The 16,858-nt window shown below is 63.2% G+C and carries 12 protein-coding genes; 8 read left to right on the top strand and 4 right to left on the bottom strand.

Annotated elements, in window-relative coordinates:
• Positions 1-81 precede the first annotated feature (81 nt).
• Complete coding sequence (locus GOB90_RS00860) at positions 82-1,179, top strand: lysine-2,3-aminomutase-like protein (protein ID WP_146893023.1); 1,098 nt, start codon at positions 82-84, stop codon at positions 1,177-1,179.
• Between the two features lie 311 nt (positions 1,180-1,490).
• Here GOB90_RS00860 and GOB90_RS00855 read toward each other — a convergent pair whose 3' ends face one another.
• Positions 1,491-1,883, bottom strand: coding sequence for a hypothetical protein (locus GOB90_RS00855; RefSeq protein WP_146893025.1), 393 nt, complete (start codon positions 1,881-1,883; stop codon positions 1,491-1,493).
• Between the two features lie 208 nt (positions 1,884-2,091).
• Here GOB90_RS00855 and GOB90_RS00850 point away from each other — a divergent pair, with 208 nt between their 5' ends.
• From GOB90_RS00850 to GOB90_RS00835, 4 genes are all read left to right on the top strand, one after another.
• Positions 2,092-2,709 carry a DsbA family protein gene (locus GOB90_RS00850; RefSeq protein WP_146893027.1) on the top strand — a complete coding sequence of 206 codons (618 nt, stop codon included), beginning with the start codon at positions 2,092-2,094 and terminating at the stop codon, positions 2,707-2,709.
• 131 nt (positions 2,710-2,840) lie between these two features.
• Positions 2,841-7,394 (top strand): AAA family ATPase, encoded by a 4,554-nt coding sequence (locus tag GOB90_RS00845; protein ID WP_173571863.1) that lies wholly within the window; start codon positions 2,841-2,843, stop codon positions 7,392-7,394.
• Positions 7,387-8,232, top strand: a complete 846-nt coding sequence (locus GOB90_RS00840) for a PI-PLC domain-containing protein (protein WP_146885420.1) — start codon at positions 7,387-7,389, stop codon at positions 8,230-8,232. Before GOB90_RS00845 ends, GOB90_RS00840 begins: the two co-directional genes overlap by 8 nt.
• Positions 8,233-8,695: 463 nt before the next feature.
• Positions 8,696-10,147 carry a TadE/TadG family type IV pilus assembly protein gene (locus GOB90_RS00835; RefSeq protein ID WP_146885418.1) on the top strand — a complete coding sequence of 484 codons (1,452 nt, stop codon included), beginning with the start codon at positions 8,696-8,698 and terminating at the stop codon, positions 10,145-10,147.
• 71 nt (positions 10,148-10,218) lie between these two features.
• Here GOB90_RS00835 and GOB90_RS00830 read toward each other — a convergent pair whose 3' ends face one another.
• The 3 genes from GOB90_RS00830 to GOB90_RS00820 form a co-directional block, all read right to left on the bottom strand.
• Positions 10,219-11,370: a glycerate kinase gene (locus GOB90_RS00830; RefSeq protein ID WP_146885416.1), complete on the bottom strand. Its 1,152-nt coding sequence runs from the start codon at positions 11,368-11,370 to the stop codon at positions 10,219-10,221.
• Between the two features lie 37 nt (positions 11,371-11,407).
• Positions 11,408-12,760: an MFS transporter gene (locus GOB90_RS00825; protein ID WP_173571862.1), complete on the bottom strand. Its 1,353-nt coding sequence runs from the start codon at positions 12,758-12,760 to the stop codon at positions 11,408-11,410.
• A gap of 267 nt (positions 12,761-13,027) precedes the next feature.
• Positions 13,028-14,545 (bottom strand): succinate CoA transferase, encoded by a 1,518-nt coding sequence (locus GOB90_RS00820; protein ID WP_146885414.1) that lies wholly within the window; start codon positions 14,543-14,545, stop codon positions 13,028-13,030.
• Positions 14,546-14,917: 372 nt separating this feature from the next.
• On the opposite strand from GOB90_RS00820, the gene GOB90_RS00815 reads away from it, so the two are divergent.
• From GOB90_RS00815 to GOB90_RS00805, 3 genes are all read left to right on the top strand, one after another.
• The gene (locus GOB90_RS00815; protein WP_146885412.1) at positions 14,918-15,694 is read left to right on the top strand and encodes a metallophosphoesterase; all 777 of its coding nucleotides are present in this window, start codon (positions 14,918-14,920) and stop codon (positions 15,692-15,694) included.
• 183 nt (positions 15,695-15,877) lie between these two features.
• Positions 15,878-16,204 (top strand): chorismate mutase, encoded by a 327-nt coding sequence (locus tag GOB90_RS00810; RefSeq protein ID WP_261765905.1) that lies wholly within the window; start codon positions 15,878-15,880, stop codon positions 16,202-16,204.
• Entirely contained in the window at positions 16,201-16,737 is a 537-nt protein-coding gene (locus GOB90_RS00805) for a SixA phosphatase family protein (protein WP_261765902.1), read from the top strand. Before GOB90_RS00810 ends, GOB90_RS00805 begins: the two co-directional genes overlap by 4 nt.
• Positions 16,738-16,858: the final 121 nt, after the last annotated feature.

The raw sequence follows: 16,858 nt of genomic DNA, 5'->3' as shown, positions 1-16,858 counted from the left end.
CCTCTTCCCGATGGCTCCCTTTTCCGGTCGGAACGGAAATGCTGTTTGCTCCGGAGCGGGCCGGGCCATTAGAACCGCCTGATGACGTCCTCTGTTCCGCCCGTTCCGGCTTCCGTCCCGCGATCGCCCGATGCGTCCGGCGGCTCATCCCGCAAGGGAAGGAGCACGCTTCGTTCGCCCGGGCAACTGGTTGAGGCCGGTCTTATACCGGAAACGATGCGGCATGATGTCGAAGAGGTTGCGGCACGTTACGCGACGGCGATCCCGACAACATTTCTCTCGCTGATCGGGACGCCGGACGATCCGATCGGGCGGCAGGTGATTCCGCATCCGGATGAGCTGATTTCCGCGCCTTCCGAGCGGGCCGACCCGATCGGGGACGATGCTTTGTCTCCGGTGCCGGGCATTGTGCATCGCTATGCGGACCGGGCGCTGCTCAAGCCTTTGCTGATCTGCCCGCTTTATTGCCGGTTCTGTTTCCGGCGGGAGCATGTCGGGCCGGACGGGGGGCTGCTGGACGATGCGGCTCTGGCGACGGCGCTGGACTGGTTGGGGGAGCATGAGCAGATCCGGGAGGTCATTCTGACGGGAGGCGATCCGCTGATGCTCTCGGCGCGGCGGCTGGGGCATATCGTGCGGGCGCTGGATGAGATTCCGCATGTGACGACGATCCGGATTCATTCGCGGGTTCCGCTGGCCGATCCGGAGCGGATTACGGATGAGCTGGTTGCGGCGATGGAGACGGACCGTGCGATGTGGCTGGTGCTTCATGCCAATCATGAGCGGGAATTTACGGTGGAAGGCCGGGCGGCGCTGAAGCGCATGCAGCGGCGGGGGATTCCGTTGCTGGGGCAGTCGGTGCTGTTGCGGGGGGTGAATGACAGCGTACCGGTGCTTGAGGGGCTGTTCCGGGCGATGGTGGAGAACCGGGTCAAGCCTTATTATCTGCATCAGCTTGATCCGGCGCCGGGGACGGCACGGTTTCATGTGCCGGTCGAAGAGGGGCGGACGCTGCTTCAGGGGTTGCGCGGGCGTGTGACCGGGCTGGCCTGGCCGACTTATGTGCTGGATATTCCGGGTGGGTTCGGCAAGGTGCCGCTGGGGCCGGACTATGTGGATACCGGCGCTGATCGGGTGACCGATCCGCAGGGGCGACAGCATGTGCTTTCGGAGCTCTGACGTTTGCCGGGTTTCTGGTGGCGGAGCCGGGAGTCCGGGCTGAATGAAAGAGGCTTCAATGCCGGTTGAGGCATTTCAGGTGTGGGGAATTTCGTTCCGTGATCCGTCTGTTTTGCGACAGATCGCGAGACCGGATGGATAAAGAAAAGCTGAAGCGGGGCGATCCGGAGCGTAAATTACGGTTGTGCTGACATTGCTTCGATGTCGTGAGTGAGACGGAGGCAGTCGTGTTTGCAAGGCATATAAACGCCATAAAAAAGGCCGGCCCTGTTTTTTCAGGACCGGCCTTTTCGACGATCAGCGTTACCGCATTACATCTGGGTGTTGCTGCCGGACTGAGGCTGGGTTGCCGGAGCCTGGGCGCCGGGAGCCGTGCTGCCCTGTGCGGACGGGGTCATCGTGCCGGGCTCGGTCGAGTGTTCGACATCATACGCGGTCGCTTTTTCGGACCACGTTCCCTTTGAGCCGGGGTGTTCCTTGTCGTAGAGGGCAGCTTTCTCTTTGGCTTCCTTGCGGTATCTGTGACGCACATACATGCCGGTCACGCAGCCGCCGAGGGCGCCGAGAACGCCGTGATGGGCAACGTGGCCACCGACTGCGCCGGCGGCTCCGTATTTCACGCAACCTCCGGGTTCAGCCTGCGCGGCGGAGACTGAACCGACGGTCAGCGCTGCGGCCATGGTCGCACAGAGCAGTTTTTTCATAAATATATCCTGTTATATCCTGGCTCCGGGGAGCCGCTCGGGGGTATTCTGCCTGCAAAACATGGCAAAAACCAGCTAACGGCTGCATCCTGACCATAACGTAATGCTTTTGCGGTCAGGGTTCGGGGTTGACGCTCACGGTCATGTGCCGTCATGAGCCTGTCCGGATTGTCGACTGAGAACCATTCTTTTGCCGGAGACCGTGCCAATGTCAGCCACCCGCCGCGCCTTTCTCGCCGCCGCTCTTCCTGTCGCGCTGGCTCCTGGCCTGATCCGTCGGGCTGTTGCGGCGACCGACCCGCGCATGGCGCAACGTTCGATCGGGAAGGCGGATGCGAAAGTAACGGTTGAGGAGTGGTTTTCCCTCACCTGCCCTCACTGTGCTCAATTCGCGATCAACGTGCTGCCGGAGATCAAAACGAAGCTGATCGACACGGGCCGCATCCGGTATGTGTTCTGCGATTATCCGCTGGACCGGGTTTCGCTGATGGCGGCCGAGGTGGCGCGTTCGCTTCCTCCGGAGCGGTATGAGCCGTTTATCATGGCTCTGCTGGCCAATCAGGATCACTGGGCTTTTGTGCAGGACGGGACTCAGGAAGAGCAGCTTCGGAAGATGGCGGCACTTGCCGGGTTGTCGGCTGACAGTTTCGACCGCGCGGTCAACGACGCGCAGCTTCAGAATGAGATTCTCAGCGAGCAGAGCAAGGCCGAGACCGAGTACAAAATCACCGGCACGCCGAGCTTCCGTTTCAACGACACGATTTATCGTGACGGCGAACTGAGCTATGCCGAGTTTGAGAAGAAAGTTGTCGCCGCGGGCGGCTGATTTCTTCAGATCATGCTGGAAATATCGGATCTTTCGTTGGGGTCTTCGGATGTGAGAGGCGCCGGGATGGTGTCTTTCCGCGCGGGAGATGTGTGCCTGCGCCACGGATTGCCGGATGATTCGGGCGCGGCATGACGGCGCGTTTCGTTCAGCTGAGGATCGTGGGCTTCAAGAGCTTCGCGGACCCTGTCACCGTTGATATTCTGCCGGGCCTGACGGGGATTGTCGGGCCGAATGGCTGCGGCAAGTCGAATGTCGTCGAGGGGTTGCGATGGGCGATGGGCGAGACCTCCGCCCGGTCGTTGCGCGGCGGAGAGATGGACGATCTGATTTTCGCGGGGACGGCGAGCCGTCCGGCGCGCAATCTCGCGGAAGTCACGCTCACGCTGGAGAATGCGAAGGGGCTTGCGCCGGGGGCGTTTGCCGAACAGGACGATCTTCAGGTGACGCGGCGGGCCGAGCGGGGCGCGGGCAGCGACTACCGGCTGAACGGGAAACCGACACGCGCGCGCGATGTGCAAACGTTGTTTGCCGATCTGGCCTCCGGGGCGCGGTCCTCGGCGATGGTCAGTCAGGGGCGCGTGGCGATGCTGGTCGGGGCGCGACCGGAAGAGCGGCGGACCATTCTTGAGGAAGCCGCGGGGATTACCGGCCTGCATGCGCGGCGGCATGAAGCGGAGCTGAAGCTGCGGGCGACCGAGACCAATCTGACGCGGGCGGAGGATCTTCGCACGCAGCTTGAATCGCGTCTTGAGGGGCTGACGGGGCAATCCACACAGGCTTTGAAATATCGCGAACTATCGGCGGGGCTGCGGGAAGCGGAGACATCTCTGCTGGCGCTGCTTCATGCACGGGCGCGGCATCAGGTCGAGCGGGCGCAGCTGGCGACGATCGAGGCGCGGAAGGCGCTGGTTGCGGCGGAAGAGGCGGCTGAGACGGCTGTTCTGGCGGATTATGAGGCGGACAAGGCTCTGCCTCCGCTGCGGGAGGCGGCGGAGCTGGCCCGGACGGCGCTTGAGAGGCGGCGCGTGGCGGCGGAAGGGGTGGCGCGGGAAGAGCAGCGCGCGGCGGAGGCGGCGGAGGCGGCCTCGGGCCGGTTGCGGCAGTGTGAGACGGATCGGGATGCAGCGGCGTCACGTCTGAAGGATGCCAGTGAGACGCTGGCGCGGCTTCGGGACGAGGCTCTGGCGGTCGCAGAGAAGCAGGCGGCGCTTCCCGGGCTTCAGGCCGGGGCGGACGACGCGGTTCAGGCGGCGCAGGCTGCGGTGAACGAGGCGACGCTGGTTCTGGAGCAGCGCACGGCGGAAGCGACGGCGGCGAGAACGCGGGCGGAGCAGGCGCGGGCGGCCCTGGAGGTGGCGACCGCGCGGCATGAGCGGATTGAACAGGCGCGGGCAGCGCTTGACTCCGAGATGACGGCGCTGCGGGCTGATCTGCCTGACGAGGAGGCGCTGACGGCGGCTGAGGTCTCCGTGCGCGAAGCTTCGGAGGCGCTGGCACGCTGTCGCGAGGCTGAGGATACGGCGGTGCAGCGCCGGACGGCGGCGCTGCTGGCGCTGTCGATTGCGCGGAACACGGCGGAGTCGACGCGGGCGCGGCATCAGGACTGTCAGACGGCACTGACGGCGGCGAAAACACGGCTGGCGGCGCTGACGCGGGATTGCGAGGCTCTGTCCCGACGTCGGGATGAGGCACGGGGGCAGCTTGTTCCCGAGGAGAAGCGGGCGGCGCTGGTGACGGCGCTCGCGGAGGCGGAAGCCGGCCACGCGCAGGCAATCGTGGCGTTTGAGGCGGCAGAGTCCGGGCGGGCGGCGGCGGCGGCGGCGCTGCTGGAGGCGCGGGCACGGGTTCAGGAGGACAGTTCGACCCGGGCCGCGGCGTCCGAGGCTGTTCGCAAGGCGCGGGACACGCTGGGACGGGCGGAGAAGGAGGCGGCGACGCTGGGCCGCGAGCTGGAGGAAGCCGGGCGTCATGCTGTGCCGGACTCCGTGCTCGAAGAGGCGCAGACGGCGCGGGCGACGGAGGAGCGGCGTCTTGCGGAGGCGGAAGCGGCGCTGACGCGGGCGGAGGAAGAGCTTGCCGTCTGCTCGACGCGGGGCAGAGAGGCGGACGGTGCGCTCGGTGTGTTGCGGGCGGAACTGACGCGGCTGCGGGCCCAGGTGGACGGGCTGGCGCAGGCGCTGGGCGATGAACGGGACAGCGACGGCGAGGCTGCGGTGTCGCCGGTTTCGGATCAGCTTCGCGTGCCGGACGGGCTGGAGGTGGCGCTGGCGGCGGCGCTGGCAGACGGGCTGGATGCGCCGGAGGCGGCTTCGGCTCCCGGCGCGCCGCGGGCCTGGATTGCACTGCCATCGGGGGCTGAACAGGGATTGCCTGCCGGGGTGACGGCGCTGGGCCGTCTGGTTGAGGCACCGGAGGTGCTGGGGAGGGCGTTGTCTCAGGCGGGACTTGTTGATTCGGAGGCTGCGGGAGCGGCGCTGGTTCCGGCATTGCGTCCGGGTCAGTGTCTCGTGACCCGGGACGGCGCGCTGTGGCGGTGGGACGGGTATCGCGTGGCGGCCGGTCAGCCGAACGCGGCGGCGCAGCGACTGGCCCAGCGGCGGACGTTGCGCGAGGGGCAGGCGCGGCTGGATGCGCTGACGGAAGAACTGCCCGCGGCGGAACGGGCGGCTTCCGGGGCGGCTCAGGCGCTGACGATGGCGACCGAGGCGGTGCGCGTCGCGCGGGCCGGGAGGAGCAGGATTGAGGCGGCGCTCGGCAGGGCGCGTGCGGTGGAGGCGGAAACGTCGCGTCGTCATGCGGCGGCGCGGGCGCGGCTGGACGGGGTGCGTCCGCAGCATGAGCGGGCAGAGCAGGCGCTGGTCGCGGCGAAGCAGGGTCTGGCTGAGGCGATGGCCGCCGAAGAGGCGTTGCCGGATGCGGCGGCGCTTCGGGCGGCGCATGAGGCGGCGAAGACTCGGGAACAGCAGGCGACGCAAGCCGAGACGGTGGCGCGGGATGCTCGACGGAAGGCGGAGCAGCAGCTTGAGCGGGTGCGGCGGGAGAAGCAGGAGGCCGAGACCCGGCATGGCAATGTTGAGTCCCGGCTGGCGACACTTCTTCCCGATCTGGCGCGGCTGACGGAAGAGCGGGAAGCGGGTGAGCGGGCTGTTCAGACGGCGGACGCGGCGTTGCGGGAGGCATCCGACCCGGCGATGGCGGGGAAGGCTCTGACCGGGGCGGAAACGGAGGCAGAGGACTCCGCGACGGTGGCGACGGCGGCGCGGGCGGCTCTTGATGGCGCGGAAGCGGAAGTCGGTCGGCTGGATGCGGCGCTGCGGGCGATGCAGGAAAAATCGCTTGAGCGGAAAACGCGGCTTTCGGCGCTGGAGCCGCGCGAGACGGCGTTGCGGGATGAGCTTGCCGAGGCGGCGGAGACACTTGAGGCGGCGCGCGCCGGAGCGGCCACGGTCGATGATGATGCGGCGACGACTGATCCGGGGGCGTTGCGGGAGCGGCTGGCCGGGTTGAGGGCGGACGAGCAGGCGGCGCGGGAGACGCGGGCGGCGTTGCAGGCGGAGACCGGGACGCTGGTGGCGCGGGAGGCTTCGCTGCGGGCTTCGCTCGACGAGTGGGGCGGACGCGAGGCTCTGGCCCGGACTCAGTATGACGAAGCGGCGCAACGGCTGGCCGTGGTGATGGCGGAGCACGAGACGGTCTCGGCCCTGCCTGCTGAAGCGCAGCGGCTCCGGGAGACGAGCGCGACGGCGCTTGGCGAGGCAGAGGCGGCGTTTCTGGCGCATGATGCCGCGCGGGAGGCGGCTGAATTCCGGCAGCGTGAGGCTCAGGAGGCGCGACGGCAGACAGAGAGCGGCCTGGCGGCGGCGCGTGAGACGGTGTTGCGGAGCGAAGGGAAGAGCGAGCAGGCGCGGGCCATTCTCGATCAGTTGCTGGCGGAAACGCCGGAACCGCCGCTGGCGCCGGTCGGGGATCTGACGGAGGCGGCCGAGACCAGTTTGCGGCGGAAGATCGGGCGGCTGACGCGCGAGCGGGAAGAGCTTGGTCCGGTGAACCTTCGCGCCGATATTGAGGCGCAGGAGGCGGAACAGCAGATCGAGACGATCCGGCGCGAACATAATGAGCTGGAGACGGCTATCACGCGGCTCCGGGGCTCGATCGGGGCGCTGAACAAGGAGGGGCGCGAGCGTCTGATGGCTGTGTTCACGCAGGTGGATCATCACTTCCAGTCGCTGTTTTCACGCATGTTCGGTGGCGGGCGGGCACATCTGGGGCTTGTCGGCAGCGATGATCCGTTGCAGGCTGGTCTGGAGATCTATGCACAACCGCCTGGCAAGAAGCTGGCGACACTGTCACTTCTGTCGGGTGGCGAGCAGGCTCTTACGGCTCTTTCGTTGATTTTTGCTGTTTTCCGCTGTAACCCCGCCCCGATCTGCGTCCTGGACGAGGTCGACGCTCCCCTTGATGACGCCAATGTCGGCCGTTTCTGTTCCCTTCTGGGAGATATGGCCGGAGAAGCAGGAACACGTTTTCTCGTTGTGACCCATCATCAGCTAACCATGGCGCATATGGACCGTCTTTATGGCGTGACCATGCAGGAACGTGGCGTGAGCCGCGTTCTCTCTGTCGACCTTGAGCGGGCCTCTGAAATGGCCGGCGAACGGAAGAAGGAGGAGGCTCATGTCTGATCCTGATTATACCGCTCCCTCCGGGGCCGCTGAGACCGGGTCGGGCAGACGCCGCGCGGAGACGATTCTGACGCGCAAGTGCCGGCGCAACGCTTTTATCGGTGTCGCGATCATGGCGCTGGCGGGCGGTGTGTTCGGATGGCGCGAACACCAGTCCGATGCGCTTCTCACCCGGATTCATCACGGTCTGGTTGTATGCGCTTCCGGCGCGGCGGCGGTGGCGTCTCATCCGCTGTCGCTGGCTTCGGCGGCGCAGGCGGCGACGGATACCAGCGCTGTTCGTCCGCCTGATCGGGGAACCGATCCGGTGGTCGTCAATGCGCCTTCCATGGTGCAGCTTGATGTCACGGAGAATACGGACGGTCAGCTCCTGGTGCGCGAAGGTGCGCGCTCTCTGAGTGACGCGCTGATGGAATCGCGGCAGAACCGTGAACTGGTCATGCTTTCGCTGCATGATACGGTGGTGAAGAACGTAGTGAAAGTGATCCGGGCGACCGGGATGCGTCACCGGGTCATTCTGTCGGCGGCGAATGAGACAGGGACCGTGGATGCGCTGAAGGCGGACCGCTCGATTATCGTGGCGATTCCCGTGACTTCGGTCCATGACGAACATGAGGCGAAACGGCTGGCCGGGAGCCATCCTTTTGCGGCTTATCTGCCTTCGGACGCGTCCCCTGCCCTTTTTGCCCAGGCGCACCATGACGCGGCTGCCGTGATTGCGGACAGCCCCCGGTCTCTGGCTGATCCGGCACGGTTACAGGCGTTTCTGAATCAGCCCGTCGATATTGTCGTGACGGATAATCCGGACCGCTTTGTGAAGCTGCTTGACGGCGGCTGATCCGGAGCAGGGCCGGTCGCCGGATGATGGAATGGGCTGCAATGCTGTGTCGATGAGATGCGGCTGGTGGCGGGCTCGTTTCCTGCACCCGAAACGGTAACTGCCGGATGCGCCGGGCGGATTAACTTTTCTGTAAAACCTCAGTGTCAGCATGCGATTCGCTTTATTGAGTGATGACTGCTGAGGATCAGACGATGCCAGATGGCGCGCTTTCCTGTGTTTCGAGGGGCGGCTGGTGTGTTGAACGTGACGATGCCGGCTCTGATCTGCCGATGCCTTTCCGAATGGCATTGATCTGTCCGCATAACATCCGGTCGGATCGTTTTTTTGCAAATTGTAATACGCGGACAGTGACTCCTCGGAGTTTCTCCCTCCTGAGTGGCGATTCCGCGTCCCCTGCCCTCCTCTCCCGGTCCGGTAAGAGCACCCTGGCAGGGCATGTGAGCTACAGAAATATATTCCTTTGAGCCGTTTATTTGCCCTGCTTTTCTCTTTTCTGAGAGCGATGTCCTCCTTTGCCTGCAACATGGCGGCTCTGAGACAGCTACGCGCGGCACGGAGCGGAAGTGTCATTGCGATCGCGGCCGTTTCTCTTGTGCCGCTTATCATCGGGATCGCAGCCACAGTTGATCTCGGGATGATTATCAATACACGCAGCAAGCTTCAGGACATGGCGGACGCTGCTTCATTACTGGCGGCGAAAGCGGCCAGTACTTATCTGGTGGAAGAAAATACGTCTTCCACTTCCGCCGGGGCGCAATCAACGGCGCAGACCGCGGCTGTCGCCTCGATAACGACCAATGCGGCGAATGCGGGTGTGGCTGTTCCCACATCGCAGGTTACCTACACGGCCACGACGGCTTATTCCGGCACGGTGACGGTGGCGCTTTCCCAGACGACGAATCTGCTTTTTTCAGGATTTCTGTCATCCGGAGCCAATACGATTTCTGTCAGTTCGACTGCCACCACCACGGAAGGGAATGCCTATATCCAGGTTATTTTCGTGGTCGATATTTCCAATTCGATGGGCGTTGGCGGCACGGCGGCGGCCATCAGTTCGCTTGAAAGCGGAATCGGGCAATGCGCTTTTGCGTGTCACGACCCCAACGGATATTCCGTGGCCACGATCAGCTGCACGACGAAAACTTCATCGGGACGACATCAGTCGACACTGGCCCCGTGCGATATGAGAGCGGAAGCGAAGACGGAGGGCATTGATCTCAAGATCGATTATGTGAATGAGGCTATTCAGGATTTCATTACGCAACTGACCGAATATGCTCAGAATGACACGACTCACATCAAGGTGGGCATCGATACATTCGGCACGTCGTTTACGCAGATGCTCGCGCCGACCACGGATCTGAGCACGGCCGCGACGGACGCGGCCTCGATTGACCTGGAGGCGGCGACGCCTCTGGCGAACGCTCAGGACAACCCGAACAGCTCTTCAACAAATTACAGCACGTATAACTACGGATATACGAAAACCACTGCGGCGCTGACGCAGGCTATTGCCGGGCTCAGCGGGGTCGGAGACGGGTCTTCCGCTACCAGCATGAAGACGTATATCGTTTTTCTTTCGGATGGTGTGGAAGATATCTATGGCACAACGCCGTGGCACCGCAGCATTGATCTCAGCTATACTTCGCTCTGCACAACATTACAGAATATGGGTGTCAAGATTTTCTCGATCTGGGCGCCGTATTACGCCATTCCGAACGACAATCAGTATGATACGCTGATTGCGCCGATCGCGGGAACCGGGTCCGGAACCATGCAGGGGGCCATGCAGTCCTGCGCTACGAGTTCCGACACGTATTTTCAGGCGGATGACGGTCCGGCCATCCAGAGCGCTGTCGCATCGACATTCGACACGATCCTGGAAGACAGTTCCCTGCGGATCACGCAATAATCCAACCGGGGATTTTGGGCGGAGTTAAGTGCGACAGGCCCGCGGGGCGGGCATCCGGTCTGTTATCAGGGTCAGCTACGGGGCGCGAGCGTTTCTCCCAGCTTTATGACTCTGGCAACATTTCGGGCTGTGCGGCGCACGCTTTCCCGTGACTCACGCAGGGCATCCGCGAGGGTTCCGGGACGTTGCACCGTGCCAAAGACGGCATCGATTCCGGCATCGTAAACGGCATCGACACCTGTTCCGAGTGATCCTGCGATTGCGATCACCGGTTTACCCAGACGTTTTGCAACGCGGGCGACGCCGACGGGCGTTTTGCCGCGCACGGTTTGTCCGTCGATGCGCCCTTCTCCGGTGATGACGAGATCGGCGTCGGCGAGAGCGGATGCGACATCCAGCGCTTCCATAACGATATCCACGCCGGGGCGCAGTTTTGCGTCCGTGAAGGCCAGCAGGGCGGCGCCAAGACCACCTGCGGCGCCTGCTCCGGGCGTGTAAGCGATGTCGCGCCCGATATCGGTGGCAATCTGAGCGGCGTAACGGGACAGGGCGGAATCGAGCAGTTCGACATGAGTGATGCTTGCGCCCTTCTGCGGGCCGAAAACGGCGGATGCGCCTTCGGTGCCGAGCAGCGGGTTATCGACATCGCAGGCGACTTCCAGAGTAAGGCCTGTGAGACGGGGGTCGAGACCTGAGACGTCGATTGCTGCAAGTCGCGCCAGGGCCGCGCCGCCTGGGGGGAGTTCTCTGCCTTCAATGTCCTTCAGGAGGACGCCGAGCGCCTGTATGAAACCGGCGCCGCCATCGTTGGTGGCGCTGCCGCCGAGGCCGATGATGATATGGCGGCATCCTTCGTCCAGGGCAGCCTGCACCAGTTCGCCGACGCCGCGCGTGGTGGCGCCGAGCGGATCGCGGCTGTCTTCCGGGACCAGTTCAAGACCTGAAGAAGCGGCCATTTCGATGATGGCTGTTGTGCCGTCGCCGGTGATGCCGAAGAAGGCATCGACGGGCGTATTCAGCGGTCCGGTGACGATCCGGCGGATGAGACGCCCTCCCGTGCCGACGACAATAGCGCTGACTGTGCCTTCTCCGCCGTCGGCGGCGGGCAGTTTGATGAAATCCGCATCGGGAAAAATGTCGAGAAATCCGGCTTCGATCTCTTCCGCGACTTCCAGCGCTGAGAGACTTTCCTTGAAAGAGTCACAGACGATAGCGATTTTCACAGGTTTTCTCCGTGATACCCGGTGATGAGCGGATATTTCATGATCTGACTGAAGATTTGGGGCTCGAAAGCACGATACTGACGCCGCCGAGCATGATGGCGGCCAGCAGGATCAGGCCATAATCCGTGCTGCCGGTGGCCTGGCGAATCCATCCTACGATCCACGGACTGGCAAAACCGGCGATCTGTCCCATCGAGTTGATCAGCGCGAGGCCGCCGGCGGCAGCTTCGGCGCCAAGGAAGGACGAGGCCAGGGGCCAGAACATGGCCAGGCCTGTCAGGGCACCGGAAGCGCCGAGCGACAGGCCGAAAAGGGCGAGAGACGGATGCTGGCCGATTGTGCCGTTCAGGGACCCGGCGAAGAGGCCGGCGGCGGCCAGCAGCATCGGGCCGGCGAGATGCCACCTGCGTTCCCCGCTACGGTCGGCCAAGCGACCCGTGGCGAGCATCACGAGGGCGGCGACGACATAGGGGATGGCGCTCAGCCAGCCGATGGCCTGCATATCGGAGCCGAAATTCGTCTGGATAATGGTCGGAAGCCAGAAGTTGATTGCGTAAACGCCGCTCTGCACACAGAAATAGACGAGGCCCATGGCCCATATCCAGGGGCTTTGCAGGGCCTGACGAAACGTGGTTGCCGTGGTCTGGCGCGCGGTCCGGCTGTCGGCCACGAGGACTGCCTGCATGGCTTCCCGGTCCGGTTTTTGCAGCCAGGGCGCTGAGGCGATGTTCTCGCTAAGCAGAAAGACGACGGCGAGGCCGAGCAGAATGGTCGGGAGTCCCTGGAGCAGAAACAGCCACTGCCAGGGGGCGAGGCCGTGGATGGTTTCCCCGCCTTTCGTGGAGAAGGAGGAGAGAATCCAGCCTGAAAGCGGACCGCCGATGACGCCGGACAGGGGGATGGCGGCCATGAAGAGGGCCATGACTCGCCCGCGCTGCCGCGAGGGAAACCAGCGGGTCAGGTAGAGCATGAGGCCGGGGAAAAATCCGGCTTCGGCGGCGCCGGTCAGGAAACGCACGACGTAGAATGAGCTGGCGCCATGCACGAAGGCGAGGCCGGCGGACAGAGCGCCCCAGACCACCATGATGATTGCGATCCAGCGTCTTGCGCCGAATTTTTCGAGCATCAGATTGCTCGGGACACCGCAGGCCACATAGCCGAGGAAGAAAATGCCGGCGGCGAATCCGTACTGACGGTCATCAAGCCCCAGTGCACCGAGCATTTGCAGCTTTGCGAAACCGACATTGACGCGGTCGAGATAATTGAAGAGGTAACAGACGAAGATAAACGGCACGATGCGGAGCGTGGCCCGGCGAAAGAGGTCGCGCGTGCCGTCTTCCGGATCGTTGTCCGCAATGACGGCACTCATGACGCTGCCGGTTTCTGACATGGTTACTGTCCAGCTCTTATTATTTACCCCGAACCTTCTCATTCCGTCAGGTCGTTCGCAACCTCGTAAATCATTATTATGCGTTATTCGCATGAACGTGAGTCGAACGGGCGGCAGGTCGCGTTCGGAGAAGCCGGGTGCCTGAACGACAAACAGGACCCGAAGGCCCTGTCAGACGTAGCGGTCCGGTATGACAACCGGAACGAATGCCGGGTACGCCGGGAGGCTCTGTGAGTTCAGGCTTCCCGGCTGGTGACGGCAGGCGTTTCAGCCGGGCATCATCGTGCCTGTTTCGATAAAGCGCTCGTGCCAGGACAGGGCTTCCTTGAGCAGATGAGGCGTATGTTTGCCCCAGGAATCCTTTTTCGCGCGGTTCAGATAATCTTCCAGCATTGGTTTGTAGCTGGCGTGGGCGCAGTTTCTGATCACCTGTTCGGCGCGCTGCACCGGACCGAGACCGCGCATATCGGCGAGGCCGCATTCGGTGACGATGATCTGGCTGTCCTGCATGATGTGATCGACATGGGCCGCCATGGGGACGATGGCGGAGATCTTGCCGTCTTTCGCGGTTGATGTGGACAGGAAGATCGACAGGTAGGAGTTCCGGGCGAAGTCACCGGAGCCGCCGATGCCGTTCATCATTTTCGTGCCCATGACGCGGGTCGAGTTTACGTTTCCATAGATATCGGCTTCGAGCATGCCGTTCATGGCGATACAGCCGAGGCGACGGATGACTTCCTGGTTATTGCTGATGTCCTGCTGACGCAGGATGATCTTCTCGCGGAAGAAGGACATGCGCCGGTTGATTTCCTCGACGGCATCCGGGCTCAGCGAGAAGGATGTCGCGGAGGCGATTTTCATGCGCCCCGTGTCGAGCATTTTCAGCATGCCATCCTGAATGACTTCCGAGTAGCCCATCAGGTTTTCGAAGGGGCCTTCATTCAGACCCTCCAGCACGGCGTTGGCGACGTTGCCGACTCCGGACTGGAGCGGCAGGAGGTTGGCTGGCAGGCGACCTTTTTTGACTTCGTGCTCGAAGAATTCCAGCAGGTGGCCGGCGATGGCTTTTGCGTGCGCGTCCGGCGCGGCGAAGGGGGCGTTCCGGTCCGGGTCGTTTGTGCGGATGATGCCTGCGATCTTGCCCGGATCGACGCGGAGGAAGGTCTCGCCGATGCGCTCGTCCGCCGTGCGGATGGGGATGATGTCGCGGCCGGGCGTACCGCTGATATTGCCGCGCCAGACATCGTGCATGCCCTCCAGCCCTTCGGGCTGCCACTCATTGACCTCGATGATCACGCGCTTTGCGAGATCCATGAAGGTCTGGGAGTTGCCGACGGACGAACTCGGGACGATCCCGCCTTCTTCGGTGATGGCGGTAGCTTCGACGACGGCGAAATCGAATTCGCCATAATTGCCCTGGACGGAGCGGGGCGCGACCTGTCCGAGATGGGTGTCGAAATATTCGGTTTCGCCGGAATTGATGTTGCTGCGCATCGCCGCGTCCGTATTGAACGGTGAGCGGAATGAGACGCCGTGGACTTTGGCGAGCGCGCCGTCCATCTGCGGGCCTGTCGAGGCGCCGGTGACAAGGCGGATTTTGAAATCCTCACCTTTATTGTGTGCCGCGCCGATCCGCTCGGCGAGCGCCAGCGGGATGGCTTTGGGATAACCAGCCCCGGTAAATCCGCTGGTTCCCAGCGTTGCTCCGTTTCCGATGAGTTCGGCCGCGGCTGCGGCCGGCATTTCCTTAGCGCGCAACGCCTGGTTGCGGATGCGATCAGTCATGAAAAAACGGTCCTGTCCAACATCTTGTTTCCCGTCGCCTGCAGCTCATGGGAGAAGCATAATTCTCTCAGCGCGTCACGGCGTGATCCGGCGGAGACAATCGTGAGGGGAGCCGGAAATTCAGGCTCCCCTCACGATTGTTTTGTAGCCGTCGCGATCTTTACCGGCCCATCTACGCTCAATTTCCGGTCTCGTGCGCGTCACATGGTCGTGCACATGCCACGAAGACGGTCATTTGCGATAGAAATCACGTGAACGGGGGGGCACCAAAGAGGGGTGTCACGCGCTATACTGAAAAGAAAGCGCACTGCCGGCCCTCGCTCATTCGTGAGGACTCCCCATATAACAGTGTGATGACGTGGTGGGCTCACAATGTACGACGAGACAGACTTTCGACGCAGGGTTGCCGGTCGCCGCATTCGCGTTGTCGGGGACGTGCATGGTGACATTGAAGCTTTCCGGCATGCGGCCGCCACAGACCGGTTTATTGTACAGCTTGGCGATCTGGTTGATTACGGGCCGGACAGTGCCGGCGCATTACGGCTTATGGCGTCGATCCTCGATGAGGGGCGCGGGCTGTTTCTGCTTGGAAATCATGACCGGAAGCTCGGTCGTGCCCTGCTGGGCCGCAAGCTGCGCCGGGACGCGCCGCTGGAAGCCACGATCGGGCAACTGATCGAACCGGAGAATTCGGATGTTCTGGAGCGGGCTCTGCGTCTGCTTCAGGAGGCGCCGACCTGGCTGAAACTGGGCCGCCGGATTTTCGTTCATGCGGCCTTTCATACGGGGATGCTGGAGGAATCGTGCCATCCGGGGCTTGAGAGCGTGTCGCATCTTCTCTCACGGGCGCTGTTTGGTGAGGTGACCGGCCGGACGCAGGCTGACGGGTACCCGGAGCGTCGTCTCAACTGGGTGGACCATATTCCGGCGGGGCATACTGTTTATTGCGGGCATGACCGGCGTTCCGTGGACGGGCGGCCATGGGTGAAGCATGGCCGGGCCGGCGGGGTTGCGGTTTTTGTCGATACGGGTGCCGGGAAAGGCGGTCATCTTGCCTGGATAGATCTTCCGGATGAAGTTGATGATGTGCCGGATTATCCGGCTCAGCCTCTTTCCGACTGGCCGACGCCGTCCCCTGCCCTTTTCTGAAAACAGGGCGTGTTCATCCTGTGTCTGGCGGGTGAGGACGTTTTGACACGATTGTTCACGCCGTGGTGAATGAGTCATCTCTGTCTTTGCAGCATCCGGGCGCTGCAGAATGAGACCGGGCCGGAAGAACACAGAACAGGATGGAGCGGCGTGACGGCAGCCTCGCATAATGAAACGCAGACGATTCCCGCCGGTGAGGCTGATCCCGTCGCGGAACTTGGCGCATTACGGCAGAGTATCGACAATATCGATATGGCGCTGGTGGCGATGCTGGCGGAGCGCTTTCGCTGCACGCAGGCGGTTGGCGAACTGAAGGCGCGCTGCAACATGCCGCCGGCTGATCCGCAGCGGGAGGCGCGGCAGATTGCCCGTCTGCGCGAACTGGCGAAAAGCGCCCGTCTCGATCCAGATTTCGCGGAGAAATTTCTGAATTTCATTATTCGCGAAGTGATCCGCCATCATGAGGCCATTGCGCGAGAGGATGGCGCTGTCGCGGAAACCCGGCCGTGAAACCCGTTGCCCATCGGTTGCTCCTGCTGCGTCATGCCGAGGCGCAGCCGCCGGCGGGTGGTGATCTCAGCGCGACGGCCGATCTTGCGCGGCCTCTTACGGATGAAGGGCATCGGCTGGCCCGCCACCGGGGCGAGACGATGCGCCGGACCGGGATCGTGCCGGATCTGGTTCTGTGCAGTCCTGCTTTGAGAACGCGCCAGACTTATGCCGGTCTGTTGCCATTCGGGCAGAATGCGCGGCCTGAAATCCGGATCGAACCGACGCTTTATCTTGCGGCGCCCGATGAGTTGCTGGCGCGTCTGCGTGTGACACCTGATTCCGTGCATACGGTTTTACTGGTGGGTCACAATCCCGGCCTCCCTGCCCTTGCCCGCTATCTGAATGGTGTTGAAACGGCGCTCGAATCGGATTTCGGTCTCGGGACGCTCGCGTCTTTTCGTGTTGAGGTCGAAGAACAGGAATCGATTGCGCTGGCGTGGAAGGGGCTGGGGCCGAAAACGTCCTGGCTTGAGTCGTTCTCGCAAAATTGAGCCGGAAATGTCTCTGAACGGGCTGCCTCTCAACAAGGTGACGGGTTTGGGGGCCTTCCGTGGGTTTCGGAATAACGCCCGATCAGGGACAAACGTCGGTGACGCCACCGTCGCAGGATGT

The sequence above is a fragment of the Acetobacter oeni genome (assembly GCF_011516825.1).
Taxonomy (GTDB): domain Bacteria; phylum Pseudomonadota; class Alphaproteobacteria; order Acetobacterales; family Acetobacteraceae; genus Acetobacter; species Acetobacter oeni.
Note: the sequence above shows the minus strand (reverse complement) of the source record. Positions and strands in the feature narration are given on the sequence as shown.

Bases quoted from the DNA above. Each gene is read 5' to 3' on its own strand.
- GOB90_RS00860 (WP_146893023.1), top strand. From the start codon at position 82: ATGACGTCCTCTGTTCCGCCCGTTCCGGCTTCCGTCCCGCGATCGCCC.
- GOB90_RS00855 (WP_146893025.1), bottom strand. From the start codon at position 1,883: ATGAAAAAACTGCTCTGTGCGACCATGGCCGCAGCGCTGACCGTCGGT.
- GOB90_RS00850 (WP_146893027.1), top strand. From the start codon at position 2,092: ATGTCAGCCACCCGCCGCGCCTTTCTCGCCGCCGCTCTTCCTGTCGCG.
- GOB90_RS00845 (WP_173571863.1), top strand. From the start codon at position 2,841: ATGACGGCGCGTTTCGTTCAGCTGAGGATCGTGGGCTTCAAGAGCTTC.
- GOB90_RS00840 (WP_146885420.1), top strand. From the start codon at position 7,387: ATGTCTGATCCTGATTATACCGCTCCCTCCGGGGCCGCTGAGACCGGG.
- GOB90_RS00825 (WP_173571862.1), bottom strand. From the start codon at position 12,760: ATGTCAGAAACCGGCAGCGTCATGAGTGCCGTCATTGCGGACAACGAT.
- GOB90_RS00820 (WP_146885414.1), bottom strand. From the start codon at position 14,545: ATGACTGATCGCATCCGCAACCAGGCGTTGCGCGCTAAGGAAATGCCG.
- GOB90_RS00815 (WP_146885412.1), top strand. From the start codon at position 14,918: ATGTACGACGAGACAGACTTTCGACGCAGGGTTGCCGGTCGCCGCATT.